Source organism: Mesorhizobium sp. M6A.T.Cr.TU.016.01.1.1, assembly GCF_003952585.1.
Lineage (GTDB): Bacteria > Pseudomonadota > Alphaproteobacteria > Rhizobiales > Rhizobiaceae > Mesorhizobium > Mesorhizobium mediterraneum.
Map to the genome: position 1 here is coordinate 1,704,029 of NZ_CP034452.1, position 19,235 is coordinate 1,723,263.

Below are 19,235 nucleotides of genomic sequence, written 5' to 3' on the forward strand. Positions count from 1 at the left end.
AGATAATGACCTCTAACCCGGCGCGCCGGCGACCGATCCCCTGATCACCAGATCGACCGGCCAGACTTCGCCGCGGGCGCCCTCCTCCAATCCGGAAATCCGCGCCGCCAGCCGCTCGGCGATGCGCGTCGGCCAAGCGGATCGACGAACGCGTCGTCGACAACGGCACCGAAAAATTCTCCGGCTTCAGCCAGGGGGCAGCGGGATCGGCTTGTCGCTGAGTGTGCGCAAGTAGGCGATCATGTTGACCCGTTCGGTCTCGTCCGGGACACCGGGAGTCTCCATCTTGACGCCCGGCGTGGTGAGCATGGGCCCGAAGAGAAATCTGTTCAGATCCTCGTACGTCCAGACACCCTCCCAGCCCAGCAAGGTGTCAGAGTAGCGCATATCTGCCATGGATGCCTTGTCGCGGCCGACGACGCTCCACAAGTTGGGTCCTATTTTGTTTCCTCCCTGTGGCTCGGCGTCGTGGCAAGTAGTACACCGGCGGGTGTATTCGGTTCGGCCTTTCTCGACATCCGCAGAAGCCAACTTCATTGAGATTGGGGCTGGTGTTGGCAAGACGACGCCATGCGCCAAGAGATAGTCAGCAACTTCGCGTTGCCCCCTGCTTTTTGCCAGATGGAGCGGCGTCTTGCCGTGCATTGCCTTCGCATTCACGTCCGCTCCGGCCTCGACCAGTGCCTTCACGCAGTCGAAACAATCGAGAGTGACGGCGACATGAAGGGCGAATTCGCCACCATGATCGGAATTTGGATCCGCATCCCGCTCCAGCAACAGATTTAACAGATCGATCTTGCCTGTCCCGACAGCCGCCATCAGCGGTGGACCACCAGTCGTCTGGGCGTTGACTTCGGCACCACGTTCTATGAGCAGTTTTGCCGCTTCGATGTGGCCCATAAAGACCGCGAGATAGAGCGGCGTTGCGCTTCCATCACTCTCATCTACATCAGCGCCTGCATCCAGCGCAGCCGTGATCGCTGCGACATCGCCGTTCATGGCGGCATCGTGAATGTCGGCGGCATGCGATACAATCGGGATTTTTACAAGCAGCAGTGCAATGAAGAGCAAGGACACGCGCATTCGGCATCTCCCAAGGCAAACCGCAGTAAGCGTCACGGTTTCAAGCCGGCAAAGTATACCACGAATGCCTGATCGTAGCCACGCCCATCGACGGCTCAATGAATGGTGGCAGCCCTGAAAGAATGAAAGTTTTCAGGAAGACCGGCCATGTCCTTACCAGCCGTTTGGTAACGGGCCGAAAGTTTCCATCCACGTCACTTGCGCGGTCGCGCAAGTGACGTGGATGACTGGAATGGGTCGAACTCCGTCGCTCAGAGCGATTTGGATTTGGATCTCTAACCCGGCGCGCCGGCGACCGATCCCCTGATCACCAGATCGACCGGCCAGACTTCGCCGCGGGCGCCCTCCTCCAGGCCGGAAATCCGCGCCGCCAGGCGCTCGGCGACGCGGGCGCCGGCCAGGCGGATCGACGAACGCGTCGTCGACAACGGCACCGAAAAATTCTCCGGCTTCAGCCAGGCGAAGACGTCGTCATGGGCGATCAGCGACAGGTCGCCCGGGATGGTCAGGCCGAGATCGCGCACCGCGCGCACGACGCCGAGCGCCATGATCAGGCTGGAGCAGGCGATCGCTGTCGGCGCATCGCTCTGCTCGAGCAACCGTCTGGCGGCGCGGTAGCCGTTCTCCTCGGTCATGGCGAGGGAACAGACATGGCCTTCGCCAAGCACCAGACCGCTCGCTGCCAATGCCCGGCGCACGCCACGCTCGCGGTGGATGGCGAAAGTCTCGCGGTCGTCGCCGTTGATCAGCGCCAACCGCCGGTGACCGAGCTGGACGAGCAGCCGTGCCGCCTCGTGGAAGGCACCCTCATTATCGATGTCGGTGAAAGGGTAGTCGAAATCGAGCCCTTCGCTGCGGCCATGGACGATAAACGGGATGCCGAGCGTGTTGACCAGCGCCACCCGCCGGTCGGCCGGCTTCGGCGAGGAGATGTAGACGGCGTCGACCTGCCGGTTGGCGACAATACGCCGGTAGGTCGTCTCCTGGTCGTCGGCATCGGCCGGGGACAGCGCCAGGTCGAGTTCATGCGAACGGGCATAGTCGCCGAGACCGGACAGGAATTCGACGAAATGCGGGTCGATGTCGACGGCCGTGCCGGTCGGCAAGACATAACCGATCATCCCGGTCTTGCCGGTGGCCAGCCGGCGCGCGCTCGGGTTGGGTCGGTAGCCGTGGCGCTTGGCTGCGTCGATCACCCGCCGGCGCGTTTCCTCATTGACTTCCGGGTAGCCGTTCAGCGCGCGGCTTACCGTTGTCTGCGAAAGCGCCAGCATGTGGGAGAGCTGTTTAAGGTTCACCGGAGGCCTCCAAGCCTCAAAGCGCTTTAACTATGGATCGGCCTAGCCGCTACGGGCAGCCCTGCCTGATGCAAAGACCATAAGCACCGTTTCCGACCAGTTTGAAGCAAAATATGCTGCCGCAGCGCCAAAAAAGCATGCTGCAGCGCACTTTAGTTGCTCTTATATCGCGAAAATTAAATCGATTAGCACGCGACCCCTCTTGACTCCTGATCGATTCAGTGGCGTGATCGAAAAGACCAAAGCGCTTTGGAAGACTCTTCGAAAGGTTGCGGTTCCTTTCCGACTGAGTCACAGTCCTGCAGCGTCGGCGGACGGAATGGAGGTTCCGTCCGAGTGTTTGTCACCACTGGGAGGGAATACCGATGAAGAAAATGCTTCTGCTGAGCGCCGCCTTTGTCGCGCTCGCCCTGGGCGCGCCGGCGCAAGCCGAACTGAAGTTCAAGCCGGGCGAAGATCCCCGCTTCAACTGGGCGAATTACGAAGACCTCAAGAAAGTCGACCTCAAGGGCGAGACGCTGTCGATCTTCGGGCCATGGCGCGGCGAGGACGAGGGCCTCATCCGCACCGTTCTCGACTATTTCTCGGAAGCCACCGGCGCCGAGATCAAATACTCCTCGTCGGAAAATTACGAACAGCAGATCGTCATCGACACGCAGGCCGGCAGCCCGCCCAACATTGCCGTGCTGCCGCAGCCGGGCCTGATCCAGGACCTGGCGTCCAAGGGCCTGCTGACGCCGCTCGGCGACGACACCGCCAACTGGATCAAGGACAATTACGGCGCCGGCCAGTCATGGGTCGATCTCGGCACCTTCAACGACAAGGACGGCAAGCCGGGCTTCTTCGCCTTTCCCTACAAGGCCGACGTGAAATCGCTGGTCTGGTACTCGCCTGACAATTTCGAGGAAGCCGACTACGAGGTGCCGAAGACGCAGGAAGAGCTCGCCGAGCTCGAAAAGAAGATCATCGCCGACGGCGGCACGCCATGGTGCATCGGGCTCGGTTCGGGCGGCGCCACCGGCTGGCCGGCGACCGACTGGGTCGAGGACATCATGCTGCGCACCCAGACGCCCGAAACCTACGACAAGTGGGTGAAGAACGAAATTCCGTTCAACGATCCCGCTGTGGTCAATGCCATCGACATTTTCGGCAAGATCGCGACCGACGACAAAATGGTCGACGGCGGCGCCAAGGCGGTTGCCGCGACCGACTTCCGCGACAGCCCGAAAGGCCTCTTCTCGGTGCCGCCGAAGTGCTATTTGCATCATCAGGCGTCGTTCATCCCGACCTTCTTTCCGGAAGGCACAGAGATCGGCCAGGACGCCGACTTCTTCTACTTCCCACCTTACGCTTCCAAGTCCGACCTCGGCACCCCGGTGCTCGGCGCCGGCACGCTGGCCATGATCACCAAGGATAGCAAGAGTGCCCGCGCGTTCATCGAATTCCTGAAGATGCCGCTCGCCCATGAGATCTGGATGGCCCAGGGCGGTTTCGTGACGCCGCTCAAATCGGTCAACAAGGATGCCTATGCCAGCGACGCGCTGAAGAAGCAGGGCGAAATCCTTGCCGAAGCCTCGACCTTCCGCTTCGACGGATCCGACCTGATGCCGGGCAAGATCGGCGCCGGCGCCTTCTGGACCGGCATGATCGATCTTGTCGGCGGCAAGTCCGCGCAGGATGTCGCCACCGACATCCAGAAGAGCTGGGACGCGATCAAGTAGGCGTCCCCGGCTGAACGTGCGGACTACCGATCCTGAATGGATCCGGGCCTCAATGGCCCGGATCCGACCGGCGGCCCGCGCCGCACCGATTGTCACGAGTACAACGACATTCCAGCTTGGAGTGCGATCAGCAATGGTGGAAACCGGTTTGCGTTCGATCGCTCTCAACAACTGAATCGGCCCATGATCCCGTCGCCAAAGCCATTCTCGACTGGCGGATCATGCGCAGAGGGAGGGACCCGTGGCGGCTCAGATTTTCTCGGCCATATTTGTCATCATCGTCGGCGTCGGCGGCTGCGTCGCCTATTTCTGGGGCGCCAACAAGCTGGTGGACATCATCTTCCCGTCGCGCGGCGTCGCAGGTGCTGCGGCCATCGACAATTTGCGCCGGCAGGGGATGATCCGGCCGTGGCTGTTCGTCGGCCCGGCCATGATCATCCTCACCATCTATTTGATCTACCCGGTCGTGGAAACGCTCAGGCTGTCGTTCCTCGATCGCGGCGGCGCCAATTTCGTCGGCTTCGCCAATTATGAATGGGCGTTCGGCGACCGCGAGTTCCGCACCTCCATCCTCAACAACATCATCTGGCTGGCGGTCGTGCCTGCCGCCTGCACCTTCCTCGGGCTGATCATCGCCGTCCTCACCGACAAGATCTGGTGGGGCACCATCGCCAAGAGCCTCATCTTCCTGCCGCTGGCCATCTCCTTTGTCGGCGCCAGCGTCATCTGGAAATTCATCTATGAGTATAGAGGCGCCGGCCAGACGCAGATCGGCTTGCTCAACGCCATCATCCAGTATTTCGGCGGCCAGCCGCAGGTCTGGATATCGCTGCCGTTCTGGAACAATTTCTTCCTGATGATCATCCTGATCTGGATCCAGACCGGCTTTGCCATGGTCATCCTGTCCTCAGCCTTGCGGGGGATTCCCGAAGAGACGCTGGAAGCGGCCGTCATCGACGGCGCCAATCCGTTCCAGATCTTCTGGAAGATCATGGTGCCGCAGATCTGGGGCACGATCGCCGTCGTCTGGACCACCATCACCATCCTGGTGCTGAAGGTGTTCGACATCGTGCTGACCATGACCAACGGCCAATGGAATAGCCAGGTGCTGGCCAATCTGATGTTCGACTGGATGTTCCGCGGCGGCGGTGATTTCGGCCGTGGCGCGACCATCGCCATCATCATCATGGTCGCGGTCATTCCGATCATGGTCTGGAACATCCGCCAGGCGAACAAAGAGACGGGAGGACATTGAGATGGCCGTGGCGACCGGAAAGTCTTTTGCCAGCCGTTTCGGCGTCCATATCGCCGTCTTCATCTTCGTCGCGATCTGGACCATCCCGACCCTCGGCATTCTCGTCTCGTCGCTGCGCGACAAGGATCAGATCATCGCCTCGGGCTGGTGGAACTCGTTTGCCAGTTCCACCCAGACGGAAGCGGGCCGGCTGCCACCCGCCTCGGCGCAAGTCGAGAAGGACGGCAAGTTCGTCCTCGAGGGCAACATCTTCGGCGAGGATGCGGCCCGCGACATCAGCGCCTTCGGCGTCAAGTCGGCGGCGCCGACGCAATATCCCGCCGGCACGACAGCCGATCTCGGCGACGGCGAGACCTTGCAGCTCAACGCCGACGGCAGTTTCGTCATGACCTCAACGAAGCCCTTCGAGGGCAAGCGCGGCCAGCGCGTCTACTACGCCTCGTCGGCGCCGCCGAAGTTCACCACCGACAATTACAATACGGTGCTGTTTTCGGAGGGCATCGGCCGCTCGTTCATGAATTCGCTGACCGTCACCATCCCGGCGACTGTCATCCCGATCCTGATCGCGGCGTTCGCGGCCTATGCGCTGGCCTGGATGCGCTTTCCCGGCCGGGCATTGCTCATCGCGGTTATCATCGGCCTCCTGGTCGTGCCGCTGCAAATGTCGCTGATCCCGCTGCTGAAGCTCTACAACGGCGTCGGCAGCTTCTTCGGCGTGCCGTCGAAAACCTATCTCGGCATCTGGCTGGCGCATACCGGCTTCGGTCTGCCTTTCGCTATCTATCTCCTGAGAAGCTACATTGCCGGCCTGCCGCGCGAAATCATGGAATCGGCGCGCATCGACGGCGCCAGCGATTTCGAGATCTTCGTCAAGATCGTGCTGCCGCTGTCGTTCCCGGTGCTGGCCTCCTTCGCCATCTTCCAGTTTCTGTGGGTGTGGAACGACCTGCTGGTTGCGATGGTTTTCCTCGGCACTGAGGGCGACCAGATCGTGCTGACCGCCAAGCTCAATGCGTTGCTCGGCTCGCGCGGCGGCGACTGGGAGATCCTGACGACATCGGCTTTCATCACCATTGTCGTGCCGCTGATCGTGTTCTTCTCGCTGCAGCGCTATTTCGTCCGCGGGCTGCTCGCCGGCTCAGTGAAAGGTGGTTGAGATCATGCAATCCGCTGTGAAAGCGACGTTGAGCCCCGACCTCGCCGTCGGCCGCGACTGGTGGCGCGGTGCCGTGATCTACCAGATCTATCCGCGCAGTTATCAGGATTCGAACGGCGACGGCATCGGCGACCTCAGGGGCATCATCGCCAGGCTCCCCTATATCGCTGCGCTCGGCGTCGATGCCATCTGGATCTCGCCGTTCTTCAAATCACCGATGAAGGATTTCGGCTACGACGTGTCAGACTATTGCGATGTCGATCCGATGTTCGGCACGCTGGCCGATTTCGATGCCTTGACCGCCGAGTCGCACAGGCTCGGGCTCAAGGTGATGATCGACGAGGTGCTGTCGCATACGGCCGACATCCATCCGTGGTTTAGGGAAAGCCGCTCGAGCCGCACCAATCCCAAGGCGGACTGGTATGTCTGGGCCGACGCCAAGCCCGACGGCACGCCACCCAACAACTGGCTGTCAATCTTCGGCGGCTCTGCCTGGCAGTGGGACACCAGCCGCCAGCAATATTACCTGCATAATTTCCTGGCCGAGCAGCCCGATCTTAATTTCCACAGCCGCGCCGTCCAGGACGCGCTGCTCGATGTCACCCGCTTCTGGCTGGAGCGCGGCGTCGACGGTTTCCGCCTCGACACCATCAACTTCTATTTCCACAGCCAGGGCCTGGAGGACAATCCGCCGCTGCCGCCCGAAGAACGCAACGACCAGACTGCTCCTTCCGTCAACCCTTACAACTACCAGGACCACCTCTACGACAAGAGCCGCCCCGAAAACCTTGGCTTCCTCGAGCGCTTCCGCGCCCTGCTCGACGACTATCCGGCGACAGCGGCGGTCGGCGAAGTCGGCGATTCGCAACGCGGGCTGGAGGTGGTGGCGGCCTATACCGCCGGCGGCAAGCGCGTGCACATGTGTTATTCGTTCGACTTCCTGGCGCCCGAAAAAATCAGCGCGGCCAAGGTGCGCTCGGTGCTGGAAGCCTTCGGCAAGGTCGCCAGCGACGGCTGGTCGTGCTGGGCGTTCTCCAACCACGACGTGATGCGCACTGCCTCGCGCTGGGCGGCCGGCGAAGCCGACCAGACCGCCTATCTCAAGGTGATCTCGGCGCTGCTGATGTCGCTGCGCGGCTCGGTCTGCATCTATCAGGGCGAGGAGCTTGGTCTTGGCGAAGCGGAATTGCAATTCGAGGATCTGCAGGACCCCTACGGCATCCGCTTCTGGCCGGAATTCAAGGGCCGTGACGGCTGCCGCACGCCGATGGTCTGGGATGGCGCCGACAGCAATGGCGGCTTCTCCAAGGCAAAGCCATGGCTGCCCGTGCCCGCCAAGCACCTTTCGCAAGCGGTCGATGTGCAGCAGGGCGACGACAGCTCGCTGCTCGAACACTACCGGCGCTTTCTCGCCTTCCGCCGTTTGCATCCGGCGCTGGCCAAGGGCGATATCGACTTCATCGAAAGCGAGGGCGATACGGTCGCCTTCACGCGCCGCGAGGGCAACGAGCAGATCGTCTGCGTTTTCAATCTCGGCAGCCGACCGGCGGAAGTCAATCTCGGCGGACGCTCGCTGCAGCCCTTGCCGGGGCACGGGTTTTCGGGACAGACTGGCGCCGGCTCTATCCGCCTCGGCGGCTACGGCGCCTGGTTCGGGCGCATCGACTGAGTTTGCAATTCACTGGAGGGAACCCATGGCCGATGTCACGCTAAGGCAAGTGAAGAAATCATACGGCAATCTCAACATTCTCCACGGTATCGACCTCGACATAAAGTCGGGCGAGTTCATCGTCTTCGTCGGCCCTTCGGGTTGCGGCAAGTCGACCTTGCTGCGGTCCATCGCCGGGCTTGAGGAAATCACCTCCGGGGAACTCAAGATCGCCGGCGAGGTGGTCAACGACGTGCCGCCGTCGAAGCGGGGCATCGCCATGGTGTTCCAGTCCTATGCGCTCTATCCGCACATGACCGTCTACGACAACATGGCGTTCTCGATGAAGATCGGCAAGGAGAGCAAGGCCGAGATCGACAAGCGGGTGCGCCAAGCGGCGGAAATCCTGCAGCTGACCAAATATCTCGACCGCTTGCCCAAAGCGATGTCGGGCGGCCAGCGCCAGCGCGTCGCCATCGGCCGCGCCATCGTGCGCAACCCGAAGGTCTTCCTGTTCGACGAGCCGCTGTCGAACCTCGACGCGGCACTGCGCGTCGCCACCCGCATCGAGATCGCCAAGCTCAAGGAGTCGATGCCTGCCACAACAATGATCTACGTGACCCACGACCAGGTCGAGGCGATGACGCTGGCCGACCGCATCGTGGTGCTCAAGGACGGCCATATCGAGCAGGTCGGCACGCCGATGGAGCTCTACAAGAAACCCGGCAATCTGTTCGTCGCCCAGTTCATCGGCTCGCCGGCAATGAACATCCTGCCGGCGACAATCGACAAATCAGGCAACCCGACCATCGTCAGCCATGTCGGCGGGCGCAAGGCGACGGTGCCGATCGCCACGCCGGCCTCAGCGAAGGGCGCTTCGGTGAGCTTCGGCGTGCGGCCGGAGGATCTGATGATCGCTAGCGGCGCGGATTATCTTTTCGAGGGAACGGTGGATTATGTCGAGCAGCTCGGCGAGGTCCAGCTCGTCTATGTCGACATCGGCCGCGCCGACCTGCCGCTGGTGACCAAGCTGCCCGGCAATGTCGAGGTCAAGCGGGGTGCGACGCTGCGGTTGAGTGCCGATGCCGGCGACCTGCATATTTTCGATACCGACGGGCGGTCCTTCACGCTTCACGAAGCGGAAGCAAAGGCGGCCTGAGAACGGCAGCAGGACTGCCGAGCAGTTGTTTGGCGAAGCCAAAAACAAGAGCGGCGGGCAAAGCCCGCCGCTCTTGTGCATTCAGGTTGCTGTTAGAGCGACGTGCGTCCAAGTGGACGCACAAAGTACGCTCTAACACTTTGAACCTACGCATCGTGCTTTCCGAAAATCGATTCCGATTTTCGGGCCGATGCGCTAGCGGCCGAACAGGTTCCGGTCGCTGCCCTGCGGGGCGGACTTCTCTACGTCGCCCGACGAATTGAGCAGCTTGTAGATCGGCGAACCGGTGTTGCGTACCGAAGACGTCTGCGTGTTGTCGACGTTGACGGTCGCCTGCTTGTTGATGTCGGTCCCGCCAACATTGTCGTTGTTGGCAAAGGCGCTGCCGGCAGCAAGCAAAAGCGCGGCGGCGGTAAGAACGATCTTCTTCATTTCAGTGCTCCTGGATTTTCGTATCCCATCAGCGCGGCAGGCAAATGCCGCCGCTGCTGTTGGAACTGGCTGTTAGTTGTTGCCGAAGAGGTTACGGTCGCTGCCGTGGACGGGTTTCTCGTCGGCCGGAACCGGATTCTGCGCCGAAGCGGAATTCTGAACCGAAGCCGTGTACGAGCTGTCGGCCGCAGCGGCCGGCTGGTTGGCGCCGTTCGATCCATAGTTGTCGCTACCGGCAAAAGCGCTGCCGGAGATGGCCAGAATGGCGGCGGTGGCAAGAACAATCTTCTTCATTTCCAATACTCCTGAATTTCTAAAGATCCCCAGCGGCGGACCTGCCGCCGCTCTGTCTTCTTGTTTGACCATGATCTTTTCCGAAAACCGGTTTCCACTTTTCGGGACCATGGTCTGGGATCAGCTGTTAATTGTTGCCGAAAAGGTTGCGGTCGGCGCCCTGGACGGCGGGCTTTTCAGCGTGAGCCGGCTTCTGAATGGAAGCCGTGTACGAGCTGTCGACCGCAGCGGCCGGCTGGTTGGCGCCGTTGGACCCATAATGGTCGCTGCCGGCAAAGGCGCTGCCGGTGATGGCCAGAACGGCGACGGCAGTAAGAGCAATCTTTTTCATTTTTGGTACTCCAGTATCTTAGTTTTCCGTCCGGCTAGCGGCGTGTCTTGGAAGGAATTCGCGTCGTTCGGACAGCCCCGATGTGGGAAGGCCATCCCGCAGATTCCAATCACGAAGTTGTTCCGTGTGGACCAAGAATCTACACCTTGAAATTGTACCAGACGCTTCTACGGGCGCTGCTTTATCTTTTATTTTCAAAGGTTTATGCCAAAGTCGCCATTTGACGATTTGACGGATTGGCGGACCTGCGTTCACAGCGTCATGCACGCATTGTCAACAGAAACGAACCGTTCGGTTCGATTTTAGAAGCGGCTAATAGTCACTTTTGGAAACTGTTAACCTTCTTTGCCTCCGCCGCGGGTCGGAATTCGATGTCACGGCGGCCGACAATGGTGGCCGAAAAAATGGGTTTTCAGCCCTGCAATTACCAACCTGCACGTTTCGCGGGCCGTGTCGCGCCGCATGGATACGATGTCGCTTTCATGCCGACAGTCAGCTGGCCGTCATGATTAGATGACGCCATCTCAGGTGCCGCTTGGTGACGACGAAGCGGAGAATTGGGAAGCCGGTCAAATCCCGGCGCTGCCCCCGCAACGGTGGTGGAGTTCAAGTCGCAACGGGAGACCACTGGGCCACAAGCCTGGGAAGGTGTCGCGACTGTCCGCAAGGACACTCCAGAGCCCGGAAACCAGCCCGAGGTGTCTAGACTCGACTGATCGCGGTGGGCGGTCAAGAGGTGGATGATGCATGTCTGGCCTGTCGCCGGCGTGCAAGCGATCCTTCCTCAATCACCACCAGTTCAGTCTTTGGAGCGACATGCGTCCATCTGGACGCATAAAGTACGCTCCAAGACTTTGAATTGCGCATCGTGCTTTCCGAAATCGATTCCGATTTCGGGCCGATGCGACGGCTATGAGGACAGGACATGGATTCGCGCAACGACATGCTGAGGCTCTTGCACGGCCGCAGGCAAGGCTATTCGCTCGAGCAGCCCTTCTACACCGATCCCGATTTCTTCAAGCTCGACATGGAGCTGATCTGGTATCGCGATTGGCTGTTCATCGGCCACGATTGCGAGTTGCCGAAGCCGGGCAGCTACATCACCGCCCAGATCGGCGACTATCCGGTCGTGCTGGTCCGCGACCAGCAAGGCAAGATCAATGCCTTCCACAATTCCTGCCGGCATCGCGGCAGCCGCGTCTGCAACGCCGACAAGGGCACGGCGGCAAAGCTCGTCTGCCCCTATCACCAGTGGACCTACGAGCTGGACGGCCGGCTTTTGTTCGCTCGCCAGATGGCGGATGGCTTCGACAAGAGCCAGTTCGGCCTCAAGCCGGTGGCTTGCGAAAGTGTCGGCGGCTACATTTTCATCTGCCTGGCCAAGGAGCCGGCGGATTTCGCGCCGATGCGCGCCATGATCGAGCCTTACCTCCTGCCGCACCGACTGCGCGAGGCAAAGGTCGCCTTCGAATCGACCATCGTCGAGAAGGGCAACTGGAAGCTCGTCTGGGAAAACAACCGCGAGTGCTACCATTGCGCCGGCAACCATCCGGAACTGTGCAAGACATTCCCGGAAGCACCGACCGTTACCGGCGTGCAGGGCGCCGACAGCGATCCTGAGATGCTGGCGCACTGGGCCAAATGCGAGGCGGCGGGCCTGCCGAGCAAGTTCCGCATCGATCCGGCTGGGCAATATCGCGCCACCCGCGCACCGCTGCTGCGCGACGCCGTCAGCTATACGATGACGGGAAGGCGCGCGGTGAAGAAGAACCTTTCCGACAGCGTTTCGACCGACCGTGTCGGCTCGCTGCTGCTCTACCACTATCCGACGACCTGGAACCACATCCTCGGCGATCATGCCGTCACCTTCCGCGTGTTGCCGATTAGCGCCACGGAAACCGCCGTCACCACCAAATGGCTTGTCCACAAGGACGCGGTCGAAGGCGTCGATTACGACCTCGCCGAACTTACCCATGTATGGACCGAAACCAACGACCAGGACCGCCGCATTGTCGAGGAAAACGCCTTCGGCATCCTGTCGCCGGCCTATGAGCCCGGCCCCTATTCGGAACTGCATGAGGGCGGCGTCATCCAGTTCGTCGAATGGTACGCCTCCTTCATCGGACCGCGCCTTGCCGAGGACGGCCGGCCGGCGTTGCGCAGCGTCGCCTGAGAGAAACGTGAAGAGATGAACGCAATGACGGACCTCGGGCTCTACCGCCATCTCGACGAAATGGCGCCCTGGAACGACCGGCTGCAGGTGCTGGAGGTGATCGGCGTCAGCGACGAGGCGCCTGACGTGAAGACCTTCACCTTCCGCTCCGACAACCAGACCTGGTTCCGCTATAAGCCGGGCCAATTCGTGACGCTGGAACTGCCGACCTCCGACGGCCCGCTGATGCGGACCTATACGCTGTCTTCCTCGCCGTCGCGGCCGTTCTCGATCGCGGTGACGGTGAAGGCGCAAGCCGGCAGTCTCGGCACGCGCTGGATGTTCGACAATCTGAAGCCCGGCGTTCACGTGAGGGCCTATGGTCCGACGGGTGACTTTTCGCTGCACAGCCATCCCGCGGCCAAGTATCTGTTCATTTCGGCCGGCTCCGGCGTGACGCCGATGATGTCGATGCTGCGCTGGCTGAACGACTGCGCGCCATGGACCGATGTCGGCTTCGTCAACTGCGCGCGAAAGCCCGAGGAGATCATCTTCCGCAAGGAGCTCGAACTGCTCGGCAGCCGCATGCCGGGTCTGACGCTTGGCTTCATGATCGAGGAACGGTCCAGCCGCGAGGGTTGGTTCGGCCATATGGGCCGGATCGACGCGATACGGCTGCCGCTGCTGGCGCCAGACTTCCGCGAGCGCGAAATCTTCTGCTGCGGCCCCGACCCGTTTATGCGTGCGGTGCGGCAGATGCTGGAGGCCACCGGCTTCGACATGGGCAACTATCATCAGGAGAGCTTTGCGGCCCCGATGGTGGAGGAAATACCGGCCCCGTTCGGTTCGCCGGCAGAGGGTGGGGTCGAAATACCTGCCGAAGCCGCAACGCCAATCCGCTTTTCGCTTTCGGATGTCGATGCCGACTGCGTTGCCGGCCAGACCGTGCTGCAGACGGCGCGCGCTTCGGGCGTGCGCATCCCGGCGGCCTGCGAGTTCGGCCTGTGCGGAACCTGCAAGGTGAAAAAGGTCTCGGGCACGGTCGAGATGAGCCACAATGGCGGCATCCTCGATCACGAGATCGACGACGGCTTCATCCTTGCCTGCTGTTCGAAGCCGCTGACGGCGATCGAGATCGAGGCATGACCGGCGGCCCTAAAGCGCGTCGCGTTTTGACCGGCCTTATGCGACGCGCTTTAGGTTGTTGCGCGACATGCATTAGACCCCGTAGCGCTCGGTGCGGATGAGGCTTGCCGGAACGCCGGCATCGATCAGCGCCTGGGCGGCGGCCGACACGAAGGCATTCGAGCCGCAGACAAAGGCGAACCTTGGCGGCGCGGGCAGCCGCACCATCGACTGCTCTATCATCGCGGCATCGATCCGCCGTGAATAGTCCGCCGGGCGCCGGGCCGGCTCGCGGGTCAGCGCCAACACCAGATCGAAGCCGTCCCGGCGATCGTGGAAGTCGATCAGCTCGTCGCGAAAGATCACCTCGTCCCAGATCCGTGCGGAAAACACCAGCGTGGCAGGCACCGCCGATTTGCGTGCGGCGCGATGGCGGATCATCGCCATTAGCGGCACCACGCCCGACCCGCCGCCGACCAGCAGAAGCGGGCCGCCGTCACTGTCGGACCAGACAAAGTGTCCGCCGAGCGGGCCGCGCAGCTCGACCTCGTCGCCGACTGCCGCGACCTCGTGGAAGAACGGCGAGACCTCGCCATCATCGAGCCTTTCGATCGCCAGCTCGATCGTCTCGCCGGCTTCCGGCGCCGAGGCAATGGAGTAGGAACGGCGCGCCTGATAGCCATCCGGCGCCGTCAGCCTGACATCGACATGCTGCCCGGCACGATAGGCGAAGGGCCGTGACGGCCGGAGAAAAAAGCTGGTGACGCGCGGCGTGCGCTTTTCGATGCGGGTGATGGTCACCGTCTGCCAGGGCGACTGCGCCGCCGGCCCGTCGTTCATGGATCGCCCGTATAGCGCTGCTCGCGCCACGGGTCGCCATAGATATGATAGCCACGCAGTTCCCAGAAACCCGGCTCGTCGCGCTCGGTGAACTGCAGCCCGTTCAGCCATTTGGCCGACTTCCAGAAATAGAGATGCGGAACCAGCAGCCGCGCCGGGCCGCCATGGTCCGGCGTGATCGGCTTGCCTTCGTAAAGCAGTGCCACCATCGCCTTGCCGGCGGTGAGGTCCTTCGTCGGCACATTGGTGGTGTAGCCGTCGAAGGACAGCGCCAGCGTGAAGCCGGTCGGCGGCTCGATGCCGGCATCCGCCAGAATATCGTCGACCAGCACGCCTTGCCACGCCGTGTCGAACTTGGTCCATGCGGTGACGCAATGAATGTCGCGCGTCATCTTGGTCAAAGGCAGCGCGTTGAACTCCGTCCAATTCCACTTCTTGATCGGCCGCGGTCCGTGCTTGAGCGTGAACGACCACTCCTCGGTGCGCACACGCGGCGTCGGCCCGGCCGACAGCACCGGGAACCCTTGCTCGAGATACTGCCCCGGCGGGATGCGCGCATCCGCATCCGTCGGGGGCTTTCGTCCTGAAGAGAAGCCGCGGGTGACCATCGAGACAATCCATGCAGGTTGAAGCCAACCTGCGCTAGTCTTCTCGAAGATGCTCTGACGGGCAACCGAAATCTTGGCCGCGACCTCGCGCCAATGCGCTTCAGCCGGCGGCGAAGGGCACGGCGACGAAGATCTGCGCGTCGCCCCGTTCGACGAGCAGGAGCACGGACTTCTTGCCAGCCTTTCCGGCCTGCGCGATCGCCTGGTCCGCCTGCCTGGCGTCCCTCACCGGCGCCTGATTGACGGCGATGATGATGTCGCCCGGCTGGATCCCGGAAGCCGAGGCCGCCTTGTCAGGATTGACACTCTCGACCAGCGCGCCGCGCTGGTTGGGCGCCAGGTTCATCGCCTGTCGGACATCCGGGGTGACGTCCATCAGGCCGAGGCCGATCGCAGGAGCACGAAGGCCTTGCTGTGCGGACGGTGTCTCTGGTCCGCCGCCGGCCGATGCCGTCTCCACATCGTCTCCATTGCGCCCGACATCGACGGAAATCTTCACATTCTGCCCTTTGCGCCAGACACCCAGCGTTTCCGTCTCGCCGGGCGAGACATCGGCAACGGCACGCGACAGGTCCTTGGGATCCTTTATCTGCTGACCGGCGAAGCTGGTGACGACGTCGCCGGTCTCAATCCCGGCTTTTGCCGCCGGCGAGCCGTCGCTGACCTCGGAAACCAGCGCACCGCTGGACTGACCGAGGCCGACGGCGCTCGCCACGTCGGGCGTCACCGGCTGAATCTGGACGCCGAGATAGCCATATTGGATCGAGCCGCCCTTCATCAGCTTGGCGACCACCTTTTGCGCCTGGTCCGACGGGATGGCGAAGCCGACGCCGACGCTGCCGCCATTCGGCGAAAAGATCGCCGTGTTGATGCCGACGACGTTGCCGCTCACATCCATCAGCGGACCGCCGGAATTGCCGTGGTTGATCGGTGCGTCGATCTGAATGAAGTCGTCAAACGGCCCGCTGTGCAGATCGCGGCCGCGCGCCGAGACGATGCCTGATGTAACCGTGGTGCCGAGGCCGAACGGATTGCCGAAAGCGAGCACCTGGTCGCCCGGCATGAGCTTGTCGGAATCGCCCCATTTGACGGTCGGCAAAGTCTTGTCGGATTTGATCTTGAGGACGGCGAGGTCGTTCTTGGCGTCGCGGCCGACCAGCTCGGCGGGAAGCTCGGTGCCGTCGTCGAGCGTCACCTTGATCGACGTGGCGCCATCGATGACGTGATTGTTGGTGACGATGGTGCCGTCAGCTGCGACAATGAAGCCGGAGCCGAGCGCCTCTGCGCGAGGCGCCTGCTGCTGCGGCGGGGTCCTGGGGCCGGGCAGCCCCTGGTCGCCGAAGAACTGGCGGAAATAGTCGTCGAAGGGTGAACCGTCGCCGAAGGGAGCAGCGTCGCTCATGGTCTCCGACTGTGCCTTCATGACGGTGGTGATCGTCACCACTGCCGGCTTGTCGGCCGCCACGATCGGGGCGAACGATCCATTGGGCACCGTCATGCCGGTGACGGGAGGGGTCACTGTTTCTGCCAGGGCGCCATTCAGCTTGGGGGCGAGCGGCAGGATGAAAGGGCTGACGATCAATGCGGCGCCCAGCAAGGCGGCGACGCGATGTCTGCGAAGAATGTGGATGGGTGACATGGCCGTTGTCCGGGCGAGAAATTGGTCGGGCACCGTGGCGTTCCGGCTGGGAAACCGCCCATTCGGCGTGTCGAGGGTCGCCTTGCCTGTCTCGCCTGGCAGGCAGCCGACCGATCGACAGCCCCCGCATCTAGGGCGGCGATCGTGGTTTCCAGATGATATTACGAAGATTTAATATAACGGCCTGGCACCGGCCTGCCGCGATGGCGCCGAAACCCGAAAACAAAAAACCCGCCTCAACGGCGGGTCGCTGGCGCAATCAGCACCATGCCAAAGTTACTAGCATAACTGCCGGCACAAAGCAAGAACAAAATCACTGAGACCCGGCACAAGAGCATGAACACCTCTGGCCCTGCTTCCGGCGTTGACGACTGGCGAAAGCCGTGGCGGCATCCAATCTCCCCCCTTGCGGGGGAGATCAGCAGCTTCGCCGACGGCGCCTGCCCGCATCTCTTCCCGTCCTGCCGGAGCCCCCTATGCGCCGATCCCGTCAGTCCGCCTGAGATAGCCGTTAGCGATCTCGCGCATCCGTTTGGCGTCGAAGCTCGGGCCGTGGCCGCCATGGCCGATGCGTATCGGCAGGTCGAGCAGCCGCTGCATGGTGCGACGATAGGCCGTTCGATCGGAGTCCGGCAGGTCGTCGATCAGCATAGCGTCGTAGATGGCGTCACCGGCGAAGAACAGGCCATCGGCCTCATCGAACAGCGCGATGGAATCAGGCGAATGGCCGGGCAGATGCAGCACACGGAACTGCCGGTCGCCGAGATCGACCGTGTCGCCCTCGTCAAGCGTCCGCGTCAGCGGCGCGGGTGGAATTTTGTAATCGGCCGCTTTCCAGCCGGGCGCCGGCAGCTTGGAGACGGCGCCCTCGAGATCGTGGAACATGTGGGCGTAGGTGACCGCTTCGTCCATGCTGTCGAAATGCGCGGCACTCATCCTCGGCCCCGCCCGCGAGGGGAATTCGTGCAGCGAGCCGACATGGTCGAGATGGATGTGGGTGGCGACGACGAGCAGCGGCTTGCCAGCAGGCGTATTGATCTGCGGCGCCAGCGGGCAAATCCCCATGCCGGTGTCGACGAGCAGGTCGACGTCGCGGCCGCGCAGATGCCAGATGTTGGCGCGCACGAAATCATGCAAGAACGGCTCGGTCAGCATCGTCGTATGGGCGTCGACTTCCGTCTTGCTGAACCAGTCAAGCATCAGGAGAGATCCGGCATCAGACGAACGGCTTCCCGACCTTGTATTTTTCGGGGACCAGCCGCTTCAGATAGGCCATGCCCGCATCGGAGAGCTGGTTGACATCCGGCAGCATGAAATCGTCGGGCATGTGGCGGGTTTTGCCGGCGACGTTTTTCAGCGGCACTTTCCTCAGCACGGTTTTCTTGCCGTCATATTGCAGCGCGACCGATCCGCCGCCCTGCTCGGCGACAGCGACCGCAAAAACGCCGGCATCGAAGGCTTCCTGCGCATCGACGGCGTTGATGGCGCCGACATAGCCGCGCGGCATGTAGCCGAGCGCATCGACGCGCGCCCGCTTGCCCGGCAATCCTTCGGCCAGCGCACGCTCGAGGGCGGCCGGCAGGTCGCTGCCCGACAGCTTGACGTTGCCATGTGCATCGCGCTCCAGTTTGTCCGGCGGGACGAGGCTTTCGACCAGCGCCTTGCCGTCGGCGGTGCTGACGCCTTCGGAGACGGCAACGATGCAGCGCTTATGGCGATCGAGCGTGGCGCGAACATCGTCGATGAAGGCCGCAGCCGAGAACGGGCGCTCCGGCACATAGACGAGATGCGGGCCGCTGTCGGGGTCAAGCTGCCATGCGGCAGCGGCGGCGGTGAGGAAACCGGCGTGCCGGCCCATGACGATGCCGACATAGATGCCGGGCAGGGCACGGAAATCGAGGTCGACCGAGAGAAAGGCGCCGGCGACGAATTCGGCCGCCGAAATGAAGCCGGGCGTGTGGTCGTTCTCCTCGAGATCGTTGTCGATGGTTTTCGGCGCATGGACGAAAGCCATCTTGCCGCCGGCGGCGTCGGTCAGGATCTGCTGCGTGCCCGACGTGTCGTTGCCGCCGATGTAGATGAAGGCGTCGGCGCCGGCCTTCTTCAGGCCGTTGAGGATGATTTCGCAGTAGGCGGCATCCGGCTTGTCGCGCGTCGAGCCGAGGGCGGCGCTCGGCGTGGCCGCGATCAGCCGCAACCGGTCCTCGGCAATGGCGGAAAGATCGACATAGTTGCCGTCACGAATGCCGCGCACGCCATGGATGGAGCCTAAAACCTTGGCGCCGGGATGCCGCTTGCGGACCTCGAGCGCGGCGCCCACCATCGTCTGGTTGATGACGGCGGTCGGGCCGCCGCCTTGCGCGATCACAAAAGTTCCGGACATGCTTCACGTCTCCCGAGCAGTGGCTTTGCAGGCACATTCGCCTGTCTTGCGAGATCACGCAACGGGAGAGTCGAGCGGTCGCGCCAGCCGCTATGAGGTCAGGCGACGACC

At 62.4% G+C, this 19,235-nt stretch carries 17 protein-coding genes, 1 pseudogene and 1 riboswitch; of the genes and pseudogenes, 7 read left to right on the forward strand and 11 right to left on the reverse strand.

What is annotated here, in order from left to right; genetic code table 11:
* Positions 1-12: 12 nt before the first annotated feature.
* The 3 genes and pseudogenes from EJ075_RS07875 to EJ075_RS07885 all read right to left on the reverse strand — a co-directional run.
* Positions 13-196, reverse strand: a pseudogene (locus EJ075_RS07875) (transcriptional regulator); the annotation flags it as partial.
* Positions 187-1,083, reverse strand: coding sequence for an ankyrin repeat domain-containing protein (locus EJ075_RS07880; RefSeq protein WP_126103950.1), 897 nt, complete (start codon positions 1,081-1,083; stop codon positions 187-189). The gene EJ075_RS07880 and the pseudogene EJ075_RS07875, both read right to left, overlap by 10 nt.
* A gap of 275 nt (positions 1,084-1,358) precedes the next feature.
* Positions 1,359-2,381, reverse strand: coding sequence for a substrate-binding domain-containing protein (locus EJ075_RS07885; protein ID WP_095484412.1), 1,023 nt, complete (start codon positions 2,379-2,381; stop codon positions 1,359-1,361).
* 365 nt (positions 2,382-2,746) lie between these two features.
* On the opposite strand from EJ075_RS07885, the gene EJ075_RS07890 reads away from it, so the two are divergent.
* From EJ075_RS07890 to ugpC, 5 genes are all read left to right on the forward strand, one after another.
* Positions 2,747-4,102, forward strand: a complete 1,356-nt coding sequence (locus tag EJ075_RS07890; RefSeq protein WP_126103951.1) for an ABC transporter substrate-binding protein — start codon at positions 2,747-2,749, stop codon at positions 4,100-4,102.
* A 241-nt stretch (positions 4,103-4,343) separates the two neighbouring features.
* On the forward strand, positions 4,344-5,357 hold the full coding sequence (locus EJ075_RS07895) for a sugar ABC transporter permease (RefSeq protein WP_126103952.1): 1,014 nt from the start codon (positions 4,344-4,346) through the stop codon (positions 5,355-5,357).
* Position 5,358: 1 nt separating this feature from the next.
* Entirely contained in the window at positions 5,359-6,513 is a 1,155-nt protein-coding gene (locus EJ075_RS07900; RefSeq protein WP_126103953.1) for a carbohydrate ABC transporter permease, read from the forward strand.
* Positions 6,514-6,517: 4 nt separating this feature from the next.
* Positions 6,518-8,182, forward strand: coding sequence for an alpha-glucosidase (locus tag EJ075_RS07905; RefSeq protein ID WP_126103954.1), 1,665 nt, complete (start codon positions 6,518-6,520; stop codon positions 8,180-8,182).
* Positions 8,183-8,207: 25 nt separating this feature from the next.
* Positions 8,208-9,320 (forward strand): sn-glycerol-3-phosphate ABC transporter ATP-binding protein UgpC, encoded by a 1,113-nt coding sequence (gene ugpC / locus EJ075_RS07910; protein WP_095484416.1) that lies wholly within the window; start codon positions 8,208-8,210, stop codon positions 9,318-9,320.
* A gap of 195 nt (positions 9,321-9,515) precedes the next feature.
* On the opposite strand, the gene EJ075_RS07915 is transcribed toward ugpC, so the two are convergent.
* From EJ075_RS07915 to EJ075_RS07925, 3 genes are all read right to left on the reverse strand, one after another.
* A complete protein-coding gene (locus tag EJ075_RS07915; RefSeq protein WP_126103955.1) occupies positions 9,516-9,752 on the reverse strand; it encodes a DUF680 domain-containing protein in 237 nt (78 codons plus the stop codon).
* A 72-nt stretch (positions 9,753-9,824) separates the two neighbouring features.
* Entirely contained in the window at positions 9,825-10,046 is a 222-nt protein-coding gene (locus EJ075_RS07920) for a DUF680 domain-containing protein (protein WP_126107273.1), read from the reverse strand.
* Between the two features lie 127 nt (positions 10,047-10,173).
* Positions 10,174-10,377, reverse strand: a complete 204-nt coding sequence (locus tag EJ075_RS07925; protein ID WP_126103956.1) for a DUF680 domain-containing protein — start codon at positions 10,375-10,377, stop codon at positions 10,174-10,176.
* Between the two features lie 509 nt (positions 10,378-10,886).
* Positions 10,887-11,089: riboswitch (cobalamin riboswitch) on the forward strand.
* Positions 11,090-11,302: 213 nt separating this feature from the next.
* Between EJ075_RS07925 and EJ075_RS07930 the strand changes: the two genes are divergently transcribed.
* A complete protein-coding gene (locus EJ075_RS07930) occupies positions 11,303-12,550 on the forward strand; it encodes an aromatic ring-hydroxylating dioxygenase subunit alpha (RefSeq protein ID WP_126103957.1) in 1,248 nt (415 codons plus the stop codon).
* 24 nt (positions 12,551-12,574) lie between these two features.
* A complete protein-coding gene (locus EJ075_RS07935; protein ID WP_126107274.1) occupies positions 12,575-13,675 on the forward strand; it encodes a hybrid-cluster NAD(P)-dependent oxidoreductase in 1,101 nt (366 codons plus the stop codon).
* A gap of 72 nt (positions 13,676-13,747) precedes the next feature.
* On the opposite strand, the gene EJ075_RS07940 is transcribed toward EJ075_RS07935, so the two are convergent.
* From EJ075_RS07940 to EJ075_RS07960, 5 genes are all read right to left on the reverse strand, one after another.
* Positions 13,748-14,494 (reverse strand): FAD-binding oxidoreductase, encoded by a 747-nt coding sequence (locus EJ075_RS07940; protein ID WP_126103958.1) that lies wholly within the window; start codon positions 14,492-14,494, stop codon positions 13,748-13,750.
* Positions 14,491-15,102, reverse strand: coding sequence for a molybdopterin-dependent oxidoreductase (locus EJ075_RS07945; RefSeq protein WP_095484422.1), 612 nt, complete (start codon positions 15,100-15,102; stop codon positions 14,491-14,493). Before EJ075_RS07945 ends, EJ075_RS07940 begins: the two co-directional genes overlap by 4 nt.
* A 100-nt stretch (positions 15,103-15,202) precedes the next feature.
* Positions 15,203-16,741, reverse strand: a complete 1,539-nt coding sequence (locus EJ075_RS07950; RefSeq protein WP_126103959.1) for a DegQ family serine endoprotease — start codon at positions 16,739-16,741, stop codon at positions 15,203-15,205.
* Positions 16,742-17,215: 474 nt separating this feature from the next.
* Entirely contained in the window at positions 17,216-17,941 is a 726-nt protein-coding gene (locus EJ075_RS07955; RefSeq protein WP_126103960.1) for an MBL fold metallo-hydrolase, read from the reverse strand.
* 16 nt (positions 17,942-17,957) lie between these two features.
* Positions 17,958-19,124 carry a diphosphate--fructose-6-phosphate 1-phosphotransferase gene (locus tag EJ075_RS07960; RefSeq protein ID WP_126103961.1) on the reverse strand — a complete coding sequence of 389 codons (1,167 nt, stop codon included), beginning with the start codon at positions 19,122-19,124 and terminating at the stop codon, positions 17,958-17,960.
* Between the last annotated feature and the right edge of the window lie 111 nt (positions 19,125-19,235).